Origin of the sequence: Shewanella sp. NFH-SH190041, assembly GCF_024363255.1 — a bacterium.
Lineage (GTDB): Bacteria > Pseudomonadota > Gammaproteobacteria > Enterobacterales > Shewanellaceae > Shewanella.
In genome coordinates, this window is sequence record NZ_AP026070.1 from 1,862,962 (window position 1) to 1,886,235 (window position 23,274).

A 23,274-nucleotide genomic window follows, 5' to 3' on the forward strand; every position below is an offset into this window, starting at 1 on the left:
TGAATCTTGGATATGCCATTTATTCAATAAGTTATAGAAATGATAAATAACAAACTGAGAATGAATTCACAATTTTAGCGCTCGTTTTTTGACTTTTTTCAAACACCTTATAATTACTGTGTATAAGTACAGTATTTGATCTTTCTTATGCAACCATCCCCATTTATCGATTCAATCCGAACAGAATTAAGGGGTTGGCGTTGTAACTTACAAATGGAACAGGTTTACCTTTATTGGAGCTGACAATTTATTTCCATCACAAAAGCATCTCGCAGACATGGGTAATCAAGACATTGAGCAATTTCTTTCCAGTCTTTCCAACATCAGACGCGTGAGTAGTGTCACTCAAAACTAAGCTTTATGTGCTTTGGTTTCTCACATTAGTTCGTGTATGGCAAATATAAATTGAAGAGTAAGCATGACGCTCAGTTTGTAACTGGCTCAGGAACATGTGACATAAACGGTTTAGAAAAGGCAGCGTCAAGATGAGAACACTGCCTTTAAGTTTGATACTTTAATACTCAGTATGAAGCTTTATTACTATCTCACATGCACTAGGTTTGATGACCATTTAGCCAAAGTTACCGCTAGGGTTACTCATCTTGATATGGCTTGCCGTAGAAGCTTGCCAGTAGCAGAGTTTTTAGCTCACTGATCAGTGGGTAGCGAGGGTTTGCCCCTGTGCACTGATCATCAAAGGCATCTTCTGCCAGTTCATCCAGTTTGGCGATAAAGTCAGCTTCATTGACCCCAGCTTCCTGAATAGAGGCTGGAATGCCCAGTGAAGCTTTCAGCGCTTCAATTTTAGCAATTAGCGCTTCGACTTTATCGGTATCGGTTTTACCTGGCAGGCGCAAGAAGTCAGCAATTTCAGCATAGCGGCATTTTGCTTTCGGTCTGTCGTATTGGCTAAATGCGGTTTGCTTAGTGGGCAAGTCAGTGGCATTAAAGCGGATCACATTACTGATCAGCAGGGCATTGGCCAGACCGTGAGCGAGGTGGAACTCGGCCCCCAGTTTATGGGCCAGAGAGTGACAGACCCCTAAGAAGGCATTAGCAAAGGCAATACCGGCAATGGTGGCACCATTGTGCACTTTTTCCCGCGCAACCGGCGCTGCCGCGCCTTTGTGATAAGCATCTTCTAGGTTATCAAACAGCAGTTTAAGTGACTGCAGTGCTTGACCATCACTGTACTCATTAGCCATTACACTGACATAGGCTTCCAAGGCGTGAGTGACCGCATCCACGCCGCCAAAGGCAGTGAGGGATTTAGGCAAATTCATCACCAGATTAGGGTCAACAATGGCCATATCTGGGGTGAGCTCATAATCGGCGATAGGATATTTCATGCCGCTGGTTTCATCTGTGACCACTGCAAATGGTGTCACTTCTGAGCCGGTACCTGAGGTGGTTGGAATGGCCACCATCATGGCTTTTTGCCCCATTTTCGGGAAAGTGTAAATCCGTTTGCGGATATCCATAAAACGCAGAGCTAAATCGGCAAAATCGACCTGAGGGTGTTCATACATTACCCAGATAATTTTCGCCGCATCCATCGGGCTACCACCACCAAGTGCCAGGATCACATCCGGCTGGAATACCTGCGCCAGTTTTGCCCCTTCGCGTACCACACTCAGGGTTGGGTCGGCTTCTACTTGATAAAAGACTTCGGTTTCCAGTCCCTGAGCCTTGAGGATGCGCAGTGTTTCATCACAGTAGCCATTGTTGAACAGGAATCTGTCGGTCACAATCAGTGCCCGTTTTTTATCTTTCAATTCTTCCAGTGCCACCGGCAGACTGCCACGGCGGAAATAGATGGAGTTTGGCAGTTTATGCCACAGCATATTTTCAGCCCTCTTGGCCACGGTTTTCTTGTTTAGCAGATGGCTGGGGCCGACGTTTTCAGAAATAGAGTTACCGCCCCAAGAGCCGCAGCCTAGAGTGAGGGATGGCGCCAGTTTGAAGTTATACAAATCACCGATACCACCTTGAGAGGCTGGGGTGTTGATCAGAATTCGAGCGGTTTTCATTCGCTGTCCAAACAACTTGATGCGCGCTTCTTGGGAGTCTTGATCAGTATAAAGGGCTGAGGTGTGCCCAATGCCACCCAGAGCCACTAGGGCTTCAGCTTTATCAATTGCCTGCTCAAAATTGTCCGCCCGGTACATGCCCAGTAACGGTGACAGTTTTTCATGGGCAAAGGCTTCGGCATCATTGATATCTTTGGCTTCGCCGATTAACACTTTGGTGCCCTTAGGTACCTTAATATCAGCCATGGCGGCGATGGTTGCCGCACTTTGTCCCACGATATCAGCATTCAGCGCGCCATTTTTCAGGATCACTTTCTGCATGGCTTTGTTTTCTTTCGCTGACAGCACATAGGCGCCATAGCTGGCAAACCGCTCTTTTACCTGTTTGTAGATGCTGTCAACCACCACCACGGCTTGCTCAGAGGCGCAGACTACGCCGTTATCGAAGGTTTTTGACATCAAAATAGAGCTGACCGCCCGCTTGATATCAGCCGTTTCATCAATCACAACCGGGGTATTACCTGCACCCACCCCAATGGCTGGTTTTCCAGATGAATAGGCTGCTTTCACCATGCCAGGGCCACCGGTAGCAAGGATAAGGTTGATATTATTGTGGGTCATTAACTGGTTGGACAGCGCCACGCTGGGCTCATCAATCCAGCCGATAATATGCTCTGGCGCGCCCGCGGCAACTGCGGCATCCAATACCAGTTTGGCTGCAAAGGTGGTTGATGCTTTAGCACGAGGGTGGGGCGAGAAAATAATGCCGTTACGGGTTTTAAGGCTGATTAAGGCTTTAAAAATCGCGGTGGATGTTGGGTTGGTTGTGGGCACGATGCCACAGATGATGCCAACCGGCTCAGCAATAGTGATAGTGCCGAAAGTGGCGTCTTCACTTAAAATGCCGCAAGTTTTTTCATCCTTGTATTTGTTGTAGATGTACTCAGAGGCAAAGTGGTTTTTAATCACTTTATCTTCAATTACACCCATGCCTGTTTCAGCCGCCGCCATTTTGGCCAGCGAAATACGGGCATCGGCAGCGGCTAAGGCGGCTGCTCGGAAAATCCGGTCTACCTGTTGCTGGGAAAAAGTTGCAAACTGCGCTTGTGCGGCAGCGACTTTTTCGACCAGCAGATCCAGTTCCTGTTGGTTGGTGACTTTCATATTAATTCTCCAAAAAAAGACTTGGCCAAGTTAACCTTGGCGAAACCTTTTCCTGAATTATGTCATCAAATTACATGGAAACCGCGGGGGCTTCCGTGAGCTTAGCCACAATCTGCGCTGCAAACTGTAATTTTGTTACACTTGCCCAGTACAATAGGTAACAGGTGTTTGTTTTCACTCGACACTATTACCAAAACTTGTGAGTGGCGGTAAAAAAACTCATGCTGCCATTATTGCGCAGTTGCGGTAGAGTTGCTTTCCGGCCGCCTTGTGTGCGTTTTTGTCTGCGGCCCTGTTATGGTTTTTACAAGGATACCCATCTTGGATTTCACCCTGTATATAAAGTTTTTCCTTGGTCTGATGGCCATTATTAACCCGGTGGGGTTGTTGCCAGTATTTGTCAGCCTGACCAGTCATCAGACGGAAGAGGAACGTAATCAAACCGCTAAGGTTGCCAACTTTGCTGTGATTATTATTTTGCTGGTGACGATTTTTGCCGGTCAATATATTCTGGATATGTTCAGTATCAGTATTTCGGCATTTAGGATCGCCGGGGGTAGCCTGATTGCGATTATTGCCATGTCGATGCTCCAGGGTAAACTGGGTGAGGTGAAGCGCAATAAGGAAGAAGGATTAGAAGCCTCGGCCATGGAGTCTGTTGCTGTTGTTCCTTTGGCGTTGCCATTGATGGCGGGGCCCGGCGCAATCAGCTCGGTGATCGTCACCGCCGCAGAGCACCATACCTTGGTGAATTTGCTTGGGATGTCTGTTGCTGTGGTGCTGTTTGGCCTGATCAGCTTTTTACTCCTCCGGATGGCGTCGGTAATTTATCGCTTGCTGGGGAAAACCGGTATTAACGTTATCACCCGTTTGATGGGCTTGATCATGATGTCTATCGGGATTGAAATTGTGGCTGCCGGCATTAAAGGTATGTTCCCGTCATTGATGGGATAACTGCCTGATTAGCTTTTATTGTTATGCAGTTATGCAGTTATGCAGTAAAGCGAACAGATAATATAAAACGCGCCAACTGGCGCGTTTTTTTGTCTAATGATGATACTTAAAAGGGCAACAGACCCTAGCCTTAATCGTGGGCGCGTAGATCCATCACTGTGCCAATTGCTGGGGTAAAGAGCTGCTGATAGGTTCGGGTGGCAAAATCATCTGTCATCCCCGCCAGATAATCAGCAATCACTCGTTGGGCATTGCGGCCATTGGCTAATGCCTCTTGGTAGCGAGTTTGGGTATTGCGTGGCAACAGGCGCAATGGATCGGAGGCAAACGCTTCAAATAGCTGCATCAGCATTTGTTGCCCCTTATATTCCAGCATTTGCACTTCTGGTTTACGGATCACTTGGCGAAAGACAAATGCTTTTAAAATCGCGAGCGCCTGGGCAAACGCAGGTTGCAAGCGAGCTTGATAAGCCAACAATGCTGAGTCAAATTCCGCTTGTTTCTCTACCCCGATGGCGGTGACAAACCCATTGACCATGGTGCCAATGGCATCTTTGCGTAAATAATGCGCCGGTGAAAACAGGGCTGAGCCGATATTACACAGTTCAAGCTGGATCCATGGGTCATCAATATCCGCGAGGGGGGCAGCGACTTCTTCCTGCCACTGAGCTTGAGTCACAATGCCCATAACGATGGCATCCTCCAGATCGTGTACCGCATAGGCGATATCATCCGCCAGCTCCATAATGGTAGCGTCAAATGATTTACAGCAGCTACGACCGGGCAGCTTACCCTTGGCCGGTGTAAATGCACAGAATCGAGTTTTGTCATTATCACTCAGGGGCGATAGCACCCATTGCAGAATGTCGCTGTCATCCGGGTAAATGGCTTTAACGGGGGGCCAGTCTGCGGGACGAATACTGTGTTGCGTCGCGTGATCATCATCCGTGGGATAAGTGGGTGAGATCATCGAGTTTAACAGTGGATATTTCAGTACCCCTAACAGGGTGCGACGGCACAGATTCATGCCATGCTGTTCGGTATAGGGTTCCAGCCGGGTAAGAATGCGGAAGGTTTGGCCATTGCCTTCGAAACCACAGTGGTGGCGCATCATATAGTTCAGGGCGATTTCCCCGCCGTGGCCAAAGGGGGGATGGCCAATATCATGGGCAAGGCAGAGGGATTCAATCAAACTTGAGGGGCCGATAATATCAGCCACCTGTGGGCATTTTGCTTTTAATTGGGCGCGGATCCCAGTGCCAATTTGGGCTGTTTCCAGTGAGTGGGTCAGTCGGGTGCGGTAAAAATCATTCAGTCCAACACCTAATACTTGGGTTTTTGCTTGCAGTCGGCGAAAAGCGGCACTGTGGAGAATACGGGCCCGGTCGCGCTGAAAGGGACTGCGCTGATCATCCCGCCGATGCTTATCTTCGAGCAGTCGCCGGGCAGCCCAAGGGGAATTTTGCATATAAAACACCTGACTGGGTTAAATTCATTCGGTTTATGAGCATAACCCAAGCCGGTGATCGCTTCATGGTAAATTTACTGCTCAACTCGCAAGGACAATCTCTGCTGCGATGTTGAGGGGCTCTATAGGCATATTCCTGACGGTTAACCTAACCCGCGCTGAGTTTATCCACAGAGACAAAACAGTGCTCGCTAAAGGTGTCGAGAAAGTAATTTACCTCTGGCATAGTGGCGCGGTAGTGTTCCAGCATCTCCCCGAGCCGTTCTTTGACATTATCAAATTCATTATTACCGAAACGGATTTCATCCATGGCTTTAAAGTAGGCGGAGATTAAGTCTGCCGCTTTGACGAGATCTTTATATTCCGGATCCACCTGGGATTGAATAATCAAATTTTCAAAGGTGGCTTGCAGGGGTTCGGGCAGGCTGCGGACACAGTCAATTTCTGCCAGTTTTTCCAGTTTTTTGAATTCTTTGGTTAGCTCAGGGTTATGGTATTTGGTGACATGGTTAATGTCTTGCAGCTTGGTTTCTGAGCATTCGTGGTATAGCGCCAGCGTTGCCGCTTTTTCCGGGTTCAGCTGCCCTTGAAAGAAGGTGTTGCGGATCACCGCCAGCATATGGGCAATTACGGCCACCTGATGAGAATGCTCTGCAATATTTTCTTTTTTAACGCAATGCATCAATGCCCAACGCTTGATTAGCGGCATGCGTAGTATCCAGGCCAGAAAGGTACTTTTCATAATAATTCCTGCTGTACGGGAGATAATGGCTTACACCACAGATTTGCTCAGGTTAGCGCGTCTGCCAATCTGATACCAGCGCAATGCTATACAGCCGGGCAAGCCCAACCTGTGTCAGCTAAAGCGCGCGGTTGAATAAGCGCGTGATGCATTAATGCTGCGAGAATTTTTGGGGAAAAGTAGATTTCGGCAAGGTGATAATCAGGTGGCGATTGAGGGTATTACGAATTACCGGATACCGCTGAGTGACAGCGTGGGTATCCGGTAATGTATCCGGTAATGTAAGGAGCGGTGGCTTACTGGTGATAAGTGTCCAAGAAGGAACCAAATTCTGTCAGTGCCTTTTGCAAATCTTCTTTCCACGGCAGGAATACAACCCGTAGGTGATCCGGCTCTGGCCAGTTAAATGCAGTACCCTGTACCAGCAAAATTTTGCGATCGCGTAATAAATCCAAAACCAGCTTTTCATCATCGCGGAGGTTGAATTTCTTCGCATCCAGTTTGGGGAAGGCATACATAGCGCCTTTCGGCTTTTTACAGCTGACACCGGGAATGCTGTTGAGCAGTTCATAACAGGTATCGCGCTGTTGAGCGAGGCGGCCTGTTGGCAGGATCAGCTCATTAATGCTCTGGTATCCCCCCAATGCGGTCTGAATTGCATGTTGGTTGGGCACATTGGCACATAGACGCATTGAGGCCAGCATATCCAAGCCTTCGATATAGCTTTTGGCCCCTTTTAGGTTGCCGGTTAGCATCATCCACCCCACCCGGAATCCAGCTGCGCGGTAGGCTTTTGACAGGCCATTAAAGGTAACGGTGAGAATATCATCAGACAGCCCGGCCGCTGGCACGTGTTTGGCATCGTCGTAAAGGATTTTGTCATAGATCTCATCGGCAAACAGGATCAGATCATGCTGGCGACAGATTTCAATTAATTCCAGTATTAATGCTTCACTGTATACCGCACCTGTGGGGTTATTGGGGTTGATCATCACCAATGCCCGGGTGCGAGGGGTGATTTTACTGCGGATATCATCCAGATCAGGGAACCAATCAGACTCCTCATCACAGCGATAATGGATAGCTTTACCGCCAGCTAAATGTGCCGCAGCGGTCCACAGCGGATAATCCGGCGAGGGGATCAGCACTTCATCGTCGGCATTGAGCAGTCCTTGCAGCGCCATCACAATCAGCTCAGAAACACCATTGCCGATATAAATATCATCAATGTCCGCCCCCATAATGCCTTGGGACTGGTAGTGTTGCACAATGGCTTTGCGGGCAGAAAACAGCCCTTTGGATTCACAATATCCCTGAGCGCTAGGCAGGTTAAGGATAACATCGCGCACGATTTCTTCAGGCGCTTCAAAACCGAACGGCGCAGGGTTGCCGATATTCAGCTTCATGATCCTGTGGCCTTCGTCTTCTAAACGGCGGGCTTCCTTATGTACTGGACCGCGGATATCGTAACAAACACTGTCCAGCTTATGGGATTTTATAATAGGGCGCATCAATACCTCTAAAGACGCAAAAAAACCGGATAACACAGCGCAAGATATCTGAAAAACCGGCACTTAGAAAGAGGGGAAATCAAGCAAATTTCAACTTAGCTGATTTTATTTGTGCAGCATAATGTTTTGCCGCAACGTGATATTTATACCTATGTCAGTATGCTGTTTTTGTTGAAAGGGGAATGTCAGCATAATGTCATGGTAATGATATTTATGGCCGCAGATATCAATGGTGGCTTAGTTCGTTTTGCTGAGCATGAGGAAAAATCGATGTCATTAATATGTGGTTTAAGTAACTTTTTGTGATTATTTATAATGATGATTTACTGGTTTTTAATGATTTTTTGTTGACTCATTATTGCTGGCGTTTTACTTTCTGCGCGATGTTTGACTGCGACATTGTTGGTTAGCAGTAAAGGTAGAATTGCCCATTGCTGGCCGACGAGTTAAATGCCGTTATTTTTTAATGCAGATAATTATCCGGTTGGAGTCAAACAGCTGTATTAGTGCAGTGATGTATCTATGTAACTGTGCTGTGTTGTTTTTGTCATTGATGACCTGAAACTAGAAGGACCTAAGTGCATGTCAGAGCCGACAGCGTTAAGTCTTATTCCTCCTGCAGTGGTATTGACGTTAGCCATCTGGTTACGTCGTCCTATTTTATCCCTGATTATTGGTGCTTTGGTGGGCCTGTTACTGTATCGGCCTGGCGAGGTGTTACCACAATTTGCCGCTATTTCTCTTAATGTGATGGCTGATGACACGATTGGCTGGCTGATTTTAGTGTGTGGCAGTTTCGGTGCGCTGATCGCTTTATTAGTCCGCACCGGTGGGGCGATGGCCTTTGGGCGCAATGCCTTGAAATTGGCTAAGGGCCCCAGATCCTCTCTGTTAATGACTTTTTTGCTGGGGATTGTCATTTTTGTAGATGACTACTTAAATGCCTTGACCGTTGGCTCGACCATGAAACGGGTGACGGATAAGTTCAATGTATCCAGAGAAATGCTTGCCTATGTTGTGGATTCCACCGCAGCACCCGTGTGTGTGTTGGTGCCGTTATCGACGTGGGCGGTCTTTTTTGGTGGTTTGCTGGTGGATAATGGTGTCGCGCCCCCTGGCCAAGCCATTGCTGTTTATATGCAGGCGATTCCTTATATGTTGTATGCCTGGTTGGCAATTGTGGTGGTGGTTCTGGTGATTGCTGGGGTGATCCCCACAGTCGGGCCGATGAAAAAAGCTCAGCAAATGGCCGCGAAAGGGGCGCCGGCACTGAAACAGGTTGATTTGGATGAGGTGCAGACATCGGATGAATATGCGGTAAAGGCGATGGAAGAAGAGTTTGCCAATGCTGATAGACAGGGAAAATTGCATAATTTTCTGGTTCCTATCATTTTGCTGGTGGCCTTTACTGTTTATTTTGATATTGATGTCTGGCTGGGATTATTGGCCACTCTTGCTGTCACCCTGCCTTACTACGCAGTGCAACGTTTGATGCCATTAGCGGAAATGATGGAGCAGATGATTGATGGTTTTAAAAGTATGCTGCCAGCCATCGGCACTGTTATTGCCGCATTTGTCTTTAAAGATGTGTGCGATAAATTGATGTTGCCGCAGTATGTGATTGAAAGCTTGAGTCCGTTTATGACAGCTAATTTACTGCCGGCAGTTGTTTTTATCGCGATGGCATTACTGGCATTTGCCACTGGCTCCAGTTGGGGCATTTTTGCGGTATCTATTCCGATTGTCATGCCATTGGCACAATCTGTTGGCGCGGATATCCCCTTGGTTATCGGTGCGTTATTGTCAGCATCCTCCTTTGGCAGTCAAGCCTGCTTTTATTCTGACTCCACCGTTTTAGCGGCACAGGGTTCAGGTTGTAATTTGGTGAGCCATGGTTTAACTCAGTTACCTTATGCTCTGTTTGCTGCGGTATTGGCTGTGATTGGCTTTCTATTATTGGCATAGGTATGAGATGGATATCGGCATGAAAAAGCGTGTGTTCTATTGAGTATCAATTACCAACATTCATCATGCTGATCTTTTTCAATTGTGATCAATGTCAATAAAAAAGCTGCCGTTAGGCGGCTTTTTACTTTATCGGTAAATGGTTTTTACATTATTTCCATATTGTTGTGGCCGGTTTAACCTTATATTCCAGGGTGGGATGGTCAATATGGTTATCATTTTGCCAGACAACACAGGCGCTGAAGTGCTGGAATACGGTTTTCGCATTGGGAATATGCGCTAAAGTCCGTTATTGAATTGAATAATGTGATCCAGGTCTCAATAGGATCTTTGTGGATTCATTTTTGATATTTTTTATTTACATTAAATTGATGTTTACATATGATTTAACGCGTTAGCATCTATATTAACTTTTTGTATTTAATAAAAGAAAATCCAATTAATTCAGTAGCATAAACTCTATTTTCTCATTTTATTGCAATAATCTGATACTTTAATTTCATTTTTGTGGTGAGTGTTGCTAGAATCGCCAGCCTAATTTAGAGCCGCCTTATCAATGTTGTCGTTAACCTGACTGTAATAATTATAATCCATACAGCGGTGGCACATTTCCCGGGGTGGACCACTTAAATGAGACGCAATGAAACTATTTGACCGAGCAAAGCAAATCCTTATCGCAGGATTCTGCATCAACCTGTGTATTGGTATTCTGTTTACCTGGAGCGTATTTAAAAAAGCGCTGGTAACGGATCTGGGCTGGAGTAACGCTGAAGCCTCCATGCCATACACTATCGCCATTATTACTTTTTCTATCTCCCTGTTACTTGCCGGAATTATCCAAGATAAATTTGGTCCTCGCCGGGTGTTAATCACGGGCACTATCATTTCTGGATTGGGCCTGATCGCTTCAGGTTATGCAACGACCCCAACCCAATTGCTGATTAGCTTTGGTGTGTTAGCTGGTGCGGGTATCGGTTTTGCCTATGCTTGTTTGGCTCCAGCGGCAATGAAATGGTTCCACCCATCTCACCGTGGTGTGGTAAATGGACTGATTGCAGCCGGTTTTGGCTTAGCCGGTGTGTATCTGGCACCGCTGATCACCCGCTTGATTTCTGCTTACGGTATTGGTTACTCATTTGTACTGCTGGGCGCAGCATTATTAGCGATTGCCGTCCCACTGGCATTCACCATTAATAACCCTCCGGTAGATTATCAGCCGGAAGGTGATGACAGTAAAACCGTGAAGCAGGTTACGGTTGCTAACGAAATTAACTGGCGCGGAATGCTGCGTACCCCACAGTTTTATGCCATTTGGTTTATGTACCTGTGTGCATCTTCAACAGGTTTGATGATCATCGGTAATATCACCTCGATCGCCTCTGTGCAGACAGATATGAACGGTGCGGCACATTTGGTGGTGATTCTGGCATTGTTTAACACCTTTGGTCGTGTTGGTGCCGGTATGCTGAATGATAAAATCGGTGGTATGCGCACATTGGCACTGTCCTTTGTTTTGCAAATTGCCAATATGGTGATGTTCCCGCACTATCATGGTGAAATGGGGATGATGGTAGGTGCGGCATTAGCCGGGGTAAGTTACGGTACCCTCCCTGCGGTATTCCCATCACTGACCGCTAATTTCTATGGCCTGAAAAACTACGGCACTAACTATGGTGTGGTTTATACCTCTTGGGGTGTGAGTGGCTTTATCGGCCCTGTGATTGCTGCTTTTGCAGTTGACTCCACCGGAACTTATGAGCTGGCTTATATTGCATCTGTCGTGATCATGTCTGCGGCATTAATCGTCTCTTTCCTGACGAAGCCGATTTCAGGTGTTGAAGACAAAGATGAAGATAAGGATGACGATATTGACACTGATATGCAGTGGCAAGCGGCTAACTGATTAAGTTAATCGTGCTGGCATAATATTACACGGCAGGTGACAACGGACTTGCAATGAATCAATACCGGCAAGATAACTAACCGGCGCTTAAAGCGCCGGTTTTTTTATGCCTGAAATAAGGTCGAACATATGCAAGATACTGATTGCGCCTTGTTGATAATGTTCTTATCAGAGTGACTCACAATCTTGTAGGGATAAAGCTGAGGATATTGGCCATTTAGGTTAGGGCTTCCAACAAATATATCTATTAGGCGGGTAAGGATTTTATTCGGTACTACAGATAGACTTGGGGCAAGGCATGATGTTTGTCATCACCTTCATTAGGGCTTGCAGTAACGATTTTTAAAGCCGCCGCATAAGAGGGTGAGGGTGAGTGTTACCGAGGGCTTAGCTTTCCACACCATAACACATGGAGCTAAATTTGGCGTTATGATGAGAGCCTATTCAGAGATTGAATGGGTGGATTGAATAGTACTGAAGGTTAGAAAGTATTCATCGCCAAAGATGCGATCTCTCAGCAGAAAAGATTTAGCCGAGACATATTCAGATGAGTGTGATTAATGTTAATACAGAAGGCAATTATAGGCCTATTCGCGCTCATATGATTTTTACCCATGGGGTTAATTGTCGATATATTACTTATAACAATTTAATGGGATTCAATTGACTGTTGCTATGGGCTTTAAAATAAACTGTCAGAAATTAGACACTCAAATTGAGTTAACCATTAATGATATAGCGCGAGTTGATAAAGACGTTTTAGTAAATAATAGCTACAAAAAAACCAGCCCGTAGGCTGGCTTTGTATCGGATACCGAAATTACACGCGCTTTTTGAATTCGCCGGTACGGGTATCGATTTCGATTTTGTCGCCTTCTTTAACGAAGTCAGCAACCATAACTTCCAGATCAGAACCTACGATCTTAGCAGGCTTCATCACTTTACCAGAAGTATCGCCACGGGCAGCAGGTTCAGTGTAACCTACTTCACGAACGATAGTGGTTGGCAGTTCAACAGAGATAGCTTTGCCTTCGTAGAAGGTAACCTGGCACTGCTCTTCCATGCCATCAACGATGTACTTGGCAGCATCGCCCATATTGTCAGCTTCAACGTCATACTGGTTGTATTCTGCATCCATGAATACATACATAGGATCAGCAAAATAAGAATAGGTACAATCCAGACGCTCTAATACGATAACGTCCATCTTGTCTTCACCTTTGAAGGTGGTTTCAGTACTGGAATCGATCAGTACGTGCTTCAGCTTCATCTTAACGATAGCTGCGTTACGGCCAGAACGGGTAGTTTCAGTCTTCTGTACAACCCATGGGCTGCCATTGAACATGATCATGTTACCTGGACGGATTTCATGAGCAGTTTTCATTGCTAAATTTCCTATATTTTTGACTTTGCACTTCAGCGCAGTATTTTAGCTATTTTCTGACGAATTGCACTAGGCGACTTGCCAGATCTGCGGGATTAATTGCATCGATTGGCCATTGTTTGGCATGTTGCTGCAGTGCAGTTGTTGTTTTTTCCAACTGTTGCCAGTTTAAGGCCACTTCAACCGGATGCCCCTGGTTAAATGCCATATTCAATGCTTGCCAGTAACGACCAATCTCTGGAGCGAGATTATGGCAGTAAAGTGCCATAAAAGCTTGTAATTTTATCAGGTGGTAATCTTCATCCTGCGGATAAATATGCCAGATAAACGGCTTTGCTGCCCATTGTGCTCGAAGGAATGAATCCTCTCCGCGCACAATATTCATATCACAGCTCCACAGTAATCTGTCATACCCCTCTTGGTCTGTCATTGGCAGAATATGCAAACTGACATTGCCTTGGGTAAAGGTTTGGCCGGGTTTAACCGTTTCAGGTGGGCAGGGTAGCCAATCGGTAAGCGAGTTTAAACTGCGGCCTTTGGGCAATAATACATGGACTGGCCGGTCAGTTTGCTGCCATTGTTGGCACAGTGCCGGTAAAGCCGGGGTTTCATAACTGAATACGCTAATCACGCGATCATCGTCTGCGATGCCGGTTAAGCCCAATTGTTGAAACAACGCGCGGCGATTGCTGATATCCGCCTGCCAGCGGTCACGCTCGGCAAACAGGTTTTTCTCACAAATAAGGCCACCGGTTTTGGGGGTAAAGCCAGGGAAAAAGAAATACTTGTCTATGCCGCTGGCCTGCATTGATGGCAGACCGTGACAGCCATCAACCCAAGTTTCCGCGCAGAGATATTCAAGATTAAGCCAGCAGGGAAGGGCACCATTTTGTTGTTTTCGCTGCTGCAGAGTGTGCTTAACACTATTTGGCAGTTCACAGGCAAATGCTTCAATCAGCACTGCACCGGGTTGCCAGGCCTGAGGCAGCGGCTCTCGCCAAGGCAAAATGGTAACACCGGAAAAGCATTGCTCTGTCAGTGCTGGATTGAGTTGCGGCAAAATATGGGCAAAGCTGTGCAGATCATCAACCCAGAGACGAATATCTAATTGATACTCTTTGGCTAATTGGCGCGCCAGACGCCAGGTGACACCAATATCGCCATAGTTATCAACCACAGCGCAGAAAATATCCCAATGGGGAGAAACAGTATGGGTAGACATGGGATCCCTCGGTCATATTAAGACCATCTGTCAGTAAGGCTCGGGTCTGTTGACGTTTCATGGTTAAATTTTGTTCGAGATAAAAGCGTGTTTATCGTGGCGAGGGGTTTGCTGCCTAGTTATTCTAAGCAAGAACCGCTCAACAAAGAGTAAAACGCTTTTAGCCGAACCATTCGGGTAGCGTTTGAGGTTCCTTTCTACTGCGTTATCGGCTTATTATCAGGTAGCGCAACTACATATCAAAGCCTCTGCCTTGTATAAAAGGTCAACAGACACGCACTTTTGAAACATTAATAAAAAAAGCGGCCATCGGCCGCTTTTTGCTGTCAGAAGGAAGATTAGTCTTCCAGCTCTGCCAGACACATTTCTTCATAAATCTGCTTAACCCAAGCATCAACACGCTGATCGGTCAATTCTGGTTGACGGTCTTCGTCAATGCCCAGACCGATAAAGTGCTTATCATCAATTTGTGCTTTAGATGCTTCGAATTCATAGCCTTCAGTTGGCCAATTACCGATAATGATGCCACCGCGGGACTGAACAATATCACCCACCATACCCATGGCATCGAGGAAGTACTCTGCGTAATCTTCCTGATCGCCACAACCGAAGATGGCGACTAATTTATCGTTAAAGTCAATTTGTTCCAGCTCTGGGAAAAAGTCATCCCAGTCGCACTGGGCTTCACCGTAATACCAGGTTGGAATACCGAAAATCAGCAGATCAAAATCAGCGATTTCTTCTTTGGTGCTCTTGGCGATGTCTTTAACGTCAACCATTTGCTTACCCAGTTTTTTCTGGATCATTTTGGCTACAGCTTCGGTGTTACCTGTGTCACTACCGAAAAAAAGACCTACAGTTGCCATTGTCTTTCCTTTATGTTGAGTTCGCGATGTCACTTATCGTGGTACAAAAACTGTCAGCAGTCGATTTGCTTGAGCAGGATTAATTCGATTAATTGGCTGCGGCTGATGTTACTGGCCAGAGCTTCGCGGTTCAAGGCGTCATATAACTCTTGTGACACTTTTAATTCAATCCGCTTTAATCCTTTCGCTTTATCCCGCTGGATCTGATTGCGCTTATTGACCTTGAGTTGCTGCTCGCGTGACAGTGGATTGGTTCTCGGCCGTCCGCGACGTTTCTCGTTGGCAAACAGGTCAATAGTGGTTCTGTCTGTTGTTTCTTTAGCCATCTTGCTGTCGTTTAACCAATACCTGAGGATTCCCAGGAAAACTGGATAATACCTTTTGCCACAAACCCGGCGCAGCCGAGAAAGAGCACTAACCAAACAATATATTGACCGAATTTCGGGACCTTACCCTGTCTGAGCACATCCCTGATCGCCATGCCGATAAAAAAAAATATCGCGGCAAAAAACAGGTTGAGGCCAAGGGTTTCAATCTGCTCCATATATTGATCCAGCATTGTCTTGTTATCCTTTTCATGCTGCCCGGGTCAAAAGAGGCGGGAATATACCATATCAACCCGCCTGCGGCTATACACAGTGATAACAGAAGCCAGTTAAAGGGCATTGTCATCAATAAAGCGGCCAACAATCCGGTTAAATTGTGCAGGCTTTTCCGCATGTAACCAGTGGCCTGTTCCCACGATGGTTTTCACTCTGGCGTGGGGAAATTGCTTTAATACCGCTTCTCTACTGTCAGCGGTGAGATAATCAGATCGATCACCACGGACAAACAGCACAGCTCCGGTAAAGGGCGTTTGCTGTTGACCAGCATAAGGCCAATCAATTAAGCGAGCATAATTGCGCTTTAACGCCGCCAGATCCATTTTCCAGCGAAAGCCCTGCTCAGACTTGGTTAAATTTTTTAACAAAAATTGTACTGTTGCACTGTCAATACCGGCGCTGAGCAATTGTGTCAGGGCTGACTGGCGGGTGTCCAGCATTGTTAGGTTAATCTTCTCTAATGCGGCAAAAACAGCGAGGTGACGTGGTGGATAACTGACGGGCGCAATATCGGCCACCGTAAGGCTCAAAACGCGATCTGGGTATGATAGTGCAAATGCCATCGCCAGTTTGCCACCCAGCGAGTGGCCGACCAAATGGGTTTTAGGAATTTGTAACGTATCCAGTAGCTTGGCCAACTGGGCTGCCATACTCGGATAATCCATTTCTTCAGTGTGTGAGCTTTGCCCGTGGCTGGGTAAATCGATCCTGATTGTACGGTAACGATCGCAAAGGGTTTTACTTAGCCCTTTGAGGTTATCCAAACTGCCAAAAAGGCCATGGATAAAGACAATAGCCTGTCCTTCTCCGGTGGATTCAAAATGCATGGTCGGCTCCTTAATTCTGCTGGAATTTTGCCGCGTTTTGATCGCAAATAATAGTCAAGGCCGGATTAACGTTATTTATTGATGATTAATTAAACGATTTAATCCCGCCTGTAATTAATAAGAATGATCCTGGTAAGAGTATTGTGATGCTTAGGCGATGGAATATTGCTCGAAGGATCGCAAATAGGATATTTTTCATGGCACTGATGCTTATCAATCATCTTAATCTGGCATAAACTGGGATTTTTTGTGGCACGGGATCTTTAGGGATCTGAGATTGTCATTGCAATTTAACGTAACAAAGGAAAACTGCTCATGAAATATATCGAGGTTGATGAAGAGCTTTATCGCTATATTGCCGGTAAGACGGAACGGATTGGTGAAAGTGCCTCGGATATTCTGCGTCGTTTATTAGGGCTGAGTGTTGAGGAAGTGTCCCATGAGACACCAGAGGCTATCAGTCAGCCTAGCATGGAAGTCAGCAATGCCCCTAAAGCCGAGCCGGTGGCGGTAGATGCACCACTGTGTTTTGATACTTTGATCAATGAAGAGGAACTGGAGCAGCAAAAAGGTGCTGTTGGCCGTTTTCTGTTGATTTTGGAAAGTCTTTATCGCGCCTGTGGCCGTGATTTTGATCAAGTGCTGCAGATCCAGGGGCGCGATCGCCTCTATTTTGCGACCTCTAAAGATGCACTGCTTAACGCCAGTCAGTCTGCCAACCCAAAAGAAATTGGTAACAGCGGTTTTTGGGTAACCACCAATAATAACACTGCGAAAAAGCGCACTATTTTGTCTGAAGTGCTGGTGCAGTTTGGTTGTGACAGCCATCAGGCAGCTCTTATCGCTGAACGTGTTTAATTTGTTGTTTTAGGAGTTACAGGTGGCATTGCACCCTCGCGCCGGTAAACCGGCCACACAAGATGATCTGGTTAATATTCCCAAACTGATGAGCCATTATTACCGGCGAGTACCGGATCAGAATAATCCGGCACAAAAAGTCACGTTTGGCACATCTGGGCACCGTGGCTGTGCCTTTGATGCCAGTTTCAATGAACAGCATATTCTGGCGATTACACAAGCGGTAGTTGATTACCGTAAGCAGCAAGGCATTGGCGGTGCGCTGGTGCTGGGCATGGATACCCATGCTTTATCACAAGCGGCATATATTACAGCCATTGAAGTGCTGGTCGCCAATGGCGTAGAGGTTATCGCTCAGCTTGATGATGCTTTTACACCGACGCCTGTGGTTAGTCAGTATTTGGTGGCGGCGAACCGGAATAAGGCCAAAGGCGATCCTATGATGATCGATGGCCTGATTATTACCCCATCCCATAATCCACCAAAAGATGGTGGCATTAAATATAATCCGCCCCATGGTGGGCCGGCTGAAGCTGAGATCACCGCTTGGATTGAACAGCGGGCGAATGATTATCTGGCGGCCCAATTAGAGGGTATTCGCCGGGTTAATATTGAGATTGCCTTAACGACTGGCCGGGTGAAATATACCGATCTGTATCTGCCTTATATTGCAGCATTAGACCAAGTAGTGGATATGCAGGCTATCCGTGAGGCTAATATCCGTATCGGTGTGGATCCTTTAGGTGGCTCCGGCATTTATTACTGGCAACGTATTGCGGCACATTATGGGCTGGATATTACTGTGGTTAATAACACAGTCGATCCAGCTTTTGCTTTTATGCCGCTTGATAAAGACGGCAAGATCCGCATGGATTGCTCCTCTCCTTATGCGATGGCAGGCTTGCTGACCCGTCAGCAGGAATTTGATCTGTGCCTAGGGAATGATCCTGACTATGACCGTCATGGTATTGTTTGTCCTGAGCGTGGTCAGGGTGGTGGCGGGTTGATGAATCCCAACCACTATCTGGCGGTCGCCATTGATTATCTGCTTACCCATCGGCCTCAGTGGCAAGAGAGCTTAGCGGTTGGTAAGACGCTAGTGTCCAGTGCCATGATTGATCGTATCTGTCAGCATCGGGCGCGGCAGTTATTAGAAGTGCCAGTCGGGTTTAAATGGTTTGTTGATGGTTTAGCTAATCAGACGATTGCCTTTGGTGGTGAAGAGAGTGCTGGCGCGGCATTTTTGCAGCGAGATGGTCAAACCTGGTGTACAGATAAAGATGGTTTTATCTTAGGTTTGCTCGCGGCAGAGATCCTGGCCGTTACCGGCATGACCCCCGGAGAATATTATCAGCAACTGACAGCTCAGTTTGGTACCAGTTATTATGGCCGAATTGATAGCCCTATCAGCGCCAAGAAAAAAGCCAAGTTTGCAGCCTTAAGCGCAGAGAGCTTAGGTGCCGATCTGCTGGCTGGCGATAAAGTGACAGCTGTGCTGACGAAGGCGCCGGGTAATGGCGCGGCAATTGGTGGGATTAAAGTGTGCACCGATAATGGTTGGTTTGCTGCTCGCCCGTCCGGTACCGAGGCGCTGTTTAAGTTGTACGCTGAAAGCTTTGTCAGTGAACAACATCTGAAACAGATTTTTGCTGATGCGCGCATATTGATCGATACGGCACTAAAAGCCCTGTAATCGGGTTTAGATTGGGTTAATGTATCCTGCGAATCGCAACTTTGTTATTGAGCGCCTGTAAGGCCAGTTAAGCTCAATCAAAACAAGTTAGATCAAACCAGATTGTAATTAAAAAGCCGCTGTTATCAGCGGCTTTTTCTGTTTTTGGGCTAAACGGAACTAGACGGACGGTGCTTGCCAAATATTGTCCAGTAAATGGTTGGGAAAATCTGCCGGCGTTTCGCAGCAGCATTGCTCCATCACTTGTTGCAGCTCTTTTTTCAGCATATTGATAGTGTGATAGCCACCGTGATGACCTAACGCGCCAACCCCGTACATAAAGGTGCGGCCAAGGAAGGTAAAGTCCACGCCAACTGACAGGGTGCGGGCAATGTCAGGGCCATTACGGATACCGCTATCCATCATAATGGTTATATTTTGCTTATGTTTAGCAATAATTTCCGGCGCGACACTGATGGTGGAGGGGCCGGCATCCAATTGTCGGCCACCGTGGTTGGAAATAATAATGCCATCCAGTCCTAAGGCCACTGCTTTGTCACTGTCTTCCACGGTAGACAGTCCTTTCATCACTAAGTTGCCATCCCACTTATCCCGTAATCGCTGCACTTTCTCCATACTCAGACGACCATTAAAGGTTTTGTCCATAAACAGCGCTAAATGGTGCATGTTCATATTACCGGACATGTATTTCTTCAAGGTCGCAAATTGTGGTTTGCCTTTGAGTAAGGTTGTCAGCGCCCATTGTGGCGATTTAAAGATTTCATAAATATTGTGGGCTGTCATTTTCGGTGGCATTGCCAGCCCGTTTTTGATTTCTTTTGGACGGTAGGCAAATGTGGGAACATCGGATAACAATACCAAGGTTTTGATGCCTGCACGCTTGCAGCGCGCCAGCAAATCATCTGTGATGTTGTCGTCCACTGGATGATATAACTGGAACCAAGCTTTGCCTTCAGTAATTTCCGCAATTTTTTCAATTGGGGAGGTGGTTACCGTACTCAATACAAAAGGAATATTATGATCAAATGCCGCCTTAGCGAGAATTTCCGGCGCTTCAGGCCAGATTAATCCTTGCAGTCCTACCGGACTGATACCAAAAGGGGCGTCGTAGGTTTCACCAAATAGCGTCGTTTTCATCGAAATATGATCATATTGACGCAGGTAGTAGGGCAGTAATTCCAGCTTGCGGATATCGTCAGTATTTTTGTGTAACCCCTGCTCGACGTTACAGCCACCATCGACATATTCAAAGGCAAATTGGGGTAGGCGCTGCTGGGCGCGTAACCGCAGTAAATCCACTGAAGGATAATTGGTATTGAAGTAATCAATCATAATAAGCGACCCCTAAAGTATTTGTTTCCAACATACTCACTTTAGATGAAGCCAATACTCGTCGTTACATGAAACAAAATTAACCAAATGACTTGTTTATGTCAGCGTAATATTTTTATGTAATTAAAGGGAAAATTACCCAATATAACCTACTAATTTACTTGGTTATTAGCAATTATTGTAGCAAAAGATTAACCCGTATAAATATTGTGGGTTAGCGGTTCGTCGCAGCAAAATTATTTTTATGCATTTCTCCTAAAGAGCGTAGATGGTCATTAGCTAGGGGTTAGCTTTGCCATTTGATTGGCAAAACTGTTATGACAAAGGCATGTCGATTTGTCAGTTGATTGGGTGTTGGTTGGGGCTAGCGTTATATGTGATTTTCGCGGTTGGTTGTTGTGCAAGTTGTGCCAATAGCATACTTAGTGGGGAGCGCTTAGGAGAGTGAGTTAAGCAGGCTGTATGCGACATACGGATTGCGACCAGTACATCGCATAGGCTGCATAACGCATATCTGAAAAAGAACACAGAGCACCAATACCAGATTGATATCGGTGCTCTCCAGCGGTTGATAGTCGTTATTTAGCTTCGTTATATGTCTGTTATATGCAAGATTAAGCCTGCATAGGGACCAGCAATACAGTCCCGATAATCACGGTCACCAGACCACATAATACGGGAACGAGCGCACGTTTAACCACATCAAAAGGACTGATCCCCGCCATACCTGAGGTTGCCACAATCACGCCGGAAACCGGTGAAATCGTGCGCCCAAGGTTGGATGCCTGCAGCATAGGGATAATTAAGAATGCTGGATTGAGCCCCAGCTTAATGGCCAGTTTGGGCGCTAACTCGACAAAAGCATAAAATGGCGCATTGCCTGAGCCCGTTGCAATCGCAGCAGCGACAGTTAATACAGTGAGCAGCAGCATTAATGCCATACCACCGGCTCCGGCTTCATCAGCCAGATGCAGCAGGTTATCAATGGCGCCGATAGACATCAGGCCTTGGGCAAATACCCCAGCTGCGACCAATAACATCACGACGCCTTTAAACGCATCGCCCATACCCGCGAAACAGGCTTCTAAATTATCCAAGGTCAATTTACCGTTAAAGCGGTTAGTGAATAAATCGACCACAGCGCTCAGAGCAATAGAGAGAACCACTATGGTATAGATGTCGAGCTGCATACCGGGAATGGCTTCTCCATTGAACAGAAATACGCCAATGATAGGTAGAAAAGGCAAAATTGAATAATAAGCCGGGGACTTTACTTCAATATGAGCAATATCCAATTTCTCCATCGGCGCATTATCTTTTTTATCGAGATAGCGGTTCCAGAAAAAGGTTGCAATGGCCATGACGACAATGGCGCTGATAGAGACGGGTAGCACGGTTTCTACGGAAAACACATGCAGGGGTAAGCCAGATTTTTCTGCCGCGATAATCACATCCCCTGAAGTGGGTGACAGAATAATCGCCGCAGGTGACGCACACACAGCCGCCGCCGCAGGACGGGAAATGCCCATAGCAGTCATCATGGGGAATAAGGTGGCCATCAGCAGTACGCCCAATCCGGTGGCCGAGCTCACCGCCAGTGACATTAGGCAACTGACAATATAGGCTGCGACTAATAACACGTAAGGGGATTTAATGAATGACAGTGGTTTAGAAAATTGTTTAACCACCACATTATTCGCACCAATATGGGTCATATAAGTTGCAAATCCGCACAGCAGCATAATTTGTAAGCCGAGCCCTGCATTGCGGTTTTGTAGCATATATTTAATATACTCAAATGCATCGGTGAGAATATTACCAGTAGAGGTGACATTAGCAGGCAGAACTTTATGGCCTAATATACCTGCCAGCAGTAATAGAATAACGCCGGCTGTCAGTAATATTCCGGCAGCTTTATAACCTTTGATAATATAATAACCAACGGCAATAGTGACGACTAAGCCGATCAACAACTCTGTCATTTAAGACCTCTTATTTTAATGACATGGATAGGGATGAGTTATTACTGTACATAGAAAAATGTAAATAAACGATAATTCACTCTAAAAATGACTATCTCATTATTGAAATCATAAAATATTGTCATATTTGCGAGTTAAATATCATTTTTATCAATTATTGGCGTAGCGCTGTAGAATTAATGCTGCGAAGTTTTTACTGAAATAAAATATAAAAATTGCAAGTTTGTGTATACAACATTGGTTGTTGATAAAGTGAATGCTGTATATTCTGCTAATTCATTATGGATGCATGCTGATAAATTAATCCCTATGCTATGCTATTTTGTGGGAATGATTACTATTCACAACTCTCTATTTAGTTGTTACATGATAGGCAATGACAACATCAAACACTCTCTTACTTATCTATTCTATGCTTGCGATTAAAATATTGTGATAAAGCAGCTTATCTTTCATAAAACAAATAGGGAATTTTGTCAGAGGATAATATTGTTATTTAGTGTTTAGGGCGTAAATATTTAGCTATTGATAGCTCGGGCTTAAGTACAGCTAAAATATTTTTATCTTGATGGTGGAACTATATCACTGTTACGGTCACTTCAAAACTACTTAAATCCATGTTGGCGCTATTTGCTCTGCTTACTCGCCCTCTCTTTGCGACTGCACGAAATGATACATTTCAGCGATATTTTTTTGAGATAAGGTATTGAGTTAATGTAAAAAATACTGTGCTATGATGGCGCAATCCGTTTTACCACCAGATTGAGCACC

19 protein-coding genes are annotated in these 23,274 nt (G+C 46.0%); 7 read left to right on the top strand and 12 right to left on the bottom strand.

Annotation, left to right across the window (positions count from 1 at the left end; all coding sequences use genetic code 11):
- The first annotated feature begins 232 nt into the window (after positions 1 to 232).
- Complete coding sequence (locus NFHSH190041_RS19730; RefSeq protein ID WP_410010869.1) at positions 233 to 355, top strand: phage integrase N-terminal SAM-like domain-containing protein; 123 nt, start codon at positions 233 to 235, stop codon at positions 353 to 355.
- A 238-nt stretch (positions 356 to 593) separates the two neighbouring features.
- On the opposite strand, the gene adhE is transcribed toward NFHSH190041_RS19730, so the two are convergent.
- Complete coding sequence (adhE, locus tag NFHSH190041_RS08215; RefSeq protein ID WP_261924747.1) at positions 594 to 3,194, bottom strand: bifunctional acetaldehyde-CoA/alcohol dehydrogenase; 2,601 nt, start codon at positions 3,192 to 3,194, stop codon at positions 594 to 596.
- A 321-nt stretch (positions 3,195 to 3,515) separates the two neighbouring features.
- Here adhE and NFHSH190041_RS08220 point away from each other — a divergent pair, with 321 nt between their 5' ends.
- Positions 3,516 to 4,148 (top strand): YchE family NAAT transporter, encoded by a 633-nt coding sequence (locus tag NFHSH190041_RS08220; protein WP_261924748.1) that lies wholly within the window; start codon positions 3,516 to 3,518, stop codon positions 4,146 to 4,148.
- 130 nt (positions 4,149 to 4,278) lie between these two features.
- Here the strand turns inward: NFHSH190041_RS08220 and NFHSH190041_RS08225 are convergent, their stop codons facing one another.
- From NFHSH190041_RS08225 to NFHSH190041_RS08235, 3 genes are all read right to left on the bottom strand, one after another.
- Positions 4,279 to 5,616, bottom strand: coding sequence for an anti-phage deoxyguanosine triphosphatase (locus tag NFHSH190041_RS08225; RefSeq protein ID WP_261924749.1), 1,338 nt, complete (start codon positions 5,614 to 5,616; stop codon positions 4,279 to 4,281).
- Between the two features lie 148 nt (positions 5,617 to 5,764).
- Positions 5,765 to 6,358, bottom strand: a complete 594-nt coding sequence (gene yfbR / locus NFHSH190041_RS08230) for a 5'-deoxynucleotidase (protein WP_261924750.1) — start codon at positions 6,356 to 6,358, stop codon at positions 5,765 to 5,767.
- A gap of 296 nt (positions 6,359 to 6,654) precedes the next feature.
- Positions 6,655 to 7,869, bottom strand: a complete 1,215-nt coding sequence (locus tag NFHSH190041_RS08235) for a pyridoxal phosphate-dependent aminotransferase (RefSeq protein ID WP_261924751.1) — start codon at positions 7,867 to 7,869, stop codon at positions 6,655 to 6,657.
- A 111-nt stretch (positions 7,870 to 7,980) separates the two neighbouring features.
- On the opposite strand from NFHSH190041_RS08235, the gene NFHSH190041_RS08240 reads away from it, so the two are divergent.
- The 3 genes from NFHSH190041_RS08240 (at position 7,981) to NFHSH190041_RS08250 (ending at position 11,737) form a co-directional block, all read left to right on the top strand.
- Positions 7,981 to 8,175 (top strand): hypothetical protein, encoded by a 195-nt coding sequence (locus NFHSH190041_RS08240; protein WP_261924752.1) that lies wholly within the window; start codon positions 7,981 to 7,983, stop codon positions 8,173 to 8,175.
- A 276-nt stretch (positions 8,176 to 8,451) separates the two neighbouring features.
- A complete protein-coding gene (locus NFHSH190041_RS08245) occupies positions 8,452 to 9,834 on the top strand; it encodes a Na+/H+ antiporter NhaC family protein (protein WP_261924753.1) in 1,383 nt (460 codons plus the stop codon).
- 640 nt (positions 9,835 to 10,474) lie between these two features.
- On the top strand, positions 10,475 to 11,737 hold the full coding sequence (locus tag NFHSH190041_RS08250; RefSeq protein ID WP_261924754.1) for an OFA family MFS transporter: 1,263 nt from the start codon (positions 10,475 to 10,477) through the stop codon (positions 11,735 to 11,737).
- An 820-nt stretch (positions 11,738 to 12,557) separates the two neighbouring features.
- Here NFHSH190041_RS08250 and efp read toward each other — a convergent pair.
- The 6 genes from efp to NFHSH190041_RS08280 form a co-directional block, all read right to left on the bottom strand.
- Positions 12,558 to 13,121, bottom strand: coding sequence for an elongation factor P (gene efp, locus NFHSH190041_RS08255; RefSeq protein ID WP_261924755.1), 564 nt, complete (start codon positions 13,119 to 13,121; stop codon positions 12,558 to 12,560).
- A 49-nt stretch (positions 13,122 to 13,170) separates the two neighbouring features.
- Positions 13,171 to 14,343, bottom strand: a complete 1,173-nt coding sequence (earP, locus tag NFHSH190041_RS08260; protein ID WP_261924756.1) for an elongation factor P maturation arginine rhamnosyltransferase EarP — start codon at positions 14,341 to 14,343, stop codon at positions 13,171 to 13,173.
- Between the two features lie 338 nt (positions 14,344 to 14,681).
- On the bottom strand, positions 14,682 to 15,209 hold the full coding sequence (gene fldA, locus NFHSH190041_RS08265) for a flavodoxin FldA (protein WP_261924757.1): 528 nt from the start codon (positions 15,207 to 15,209) through the stop codon (positions 14,682 to 14,684).
- Positions 15,210 to 15,262: 53 nt separating this feature from the next.
- The gene (gene ybfE, locus NFHSH190041_RS08270) at positions 15,263 to 15,535 is read right to left on the bottom strand and encodes a LexA regulated protein (RefSeq protein WP_261924758.1); all 273 of its coding nucleotides are present in this window, start codon (positions 15,533 to 15,535) and stop codon (positions 15,263 to 15,265) included.
- An 11-nt stretch (positions 15,536 to 15,546) separates the two neighbouring features.
- Complete coding sequence (locus NFHSH190041_RS08275; protein ID WP_261924759.1) at positions 15,547 to 15,768, bottom strand: DUF2788 domain-containing protein; 222 nt, start codon at positions 15,766 to 15,768, stop codon at positions 15,547 to 15,549.
- Positions 15,769 to 15,864: 96 nt separating this feature from the next.
- Positions 15,865 to 16,638, bottom strand: coding sequence for an alpha/beta fold hydrolase (locus NFHSH190041_RS08280; RefSeq protein ID WP_261924760.1), 774 nt, complete (start codon positions 16,636 to 16,638; stop codon positions 15,865 to 15,867).
- 315 nt (positions 16,639 to 16,953) lie between these two features.
- Here NFHSH190041_RS08280 and seqA point away from each other — a divergent pair, with 315 nt between their 5' ends.
- Both seqA and pgm read left to right on the top strand, forming a co-directional pair.
- Positions 16,954 to 17,496, top strand: a complete 543-nt coding sequence (gene seqA / locus NFHSH190041_RS08285) for a replication initiation negative regulator SeqA (RefSeq protein WP_261924761.1) — start codon at positions 16,954 to 16,956, stop codon at positions 17,494 to 17,496.
- Positions 17,497 to 17,518: 22 nt separating this feature from the next.
- Positions 17,519 to 19,189, top strand: coding sequence for a phosphoglucomutase (alpha-D-glucose-1,6-bisphosphate-dependent) (gene pgm, locus NFHSH190041_RS08290; protein ID WP_261924762.1), 1,671 nt, complete (start codon positions 17,519 to 17,521; stop codon positions 19,187 to 19,189).
- A 159-nt stretch (positions 19,190 to 19,348) separates the two neighbouring features.
- On the opposite strand, the gene NFHSH190041_RS08295 is transcribed toward pgm, so the two are convergent.
- Together NFHSH190041_RS08295 and dcuC are read right to left on the bottom strand one after the other, a co-directional pair.
- Positions 19,349 to 20,521 carry an alpha-hydroxy acid oxidase gene (locus NFHSH190041_RS08295; protein WP_261924763.1) on the bottom strand — a complete coding sequence of 391 codons (1,173 nt, stop codon included), beginning with the start codon at positions 20,519 to 20,521 and terminating at the stop codon, positions 19,349 to 19,351.
- A 614-nt stretch (positions 20,522 to 21,135) separates the two neighbouring features.
- A complete protein-coding gene (gene dcuC, locus NFHSH190041_RS08300; protein WP_261924764.1) occupies positions 21,136 to 22,503 on the bottom strand; it encodes an anaerobic C4-dicarboxylate transporter DcuC in 1,368 nt (455 codons plus the stop codon).
- Between the last annotated feature and the right edge of the window lie 771 nt (positions 22,504 to 23,274).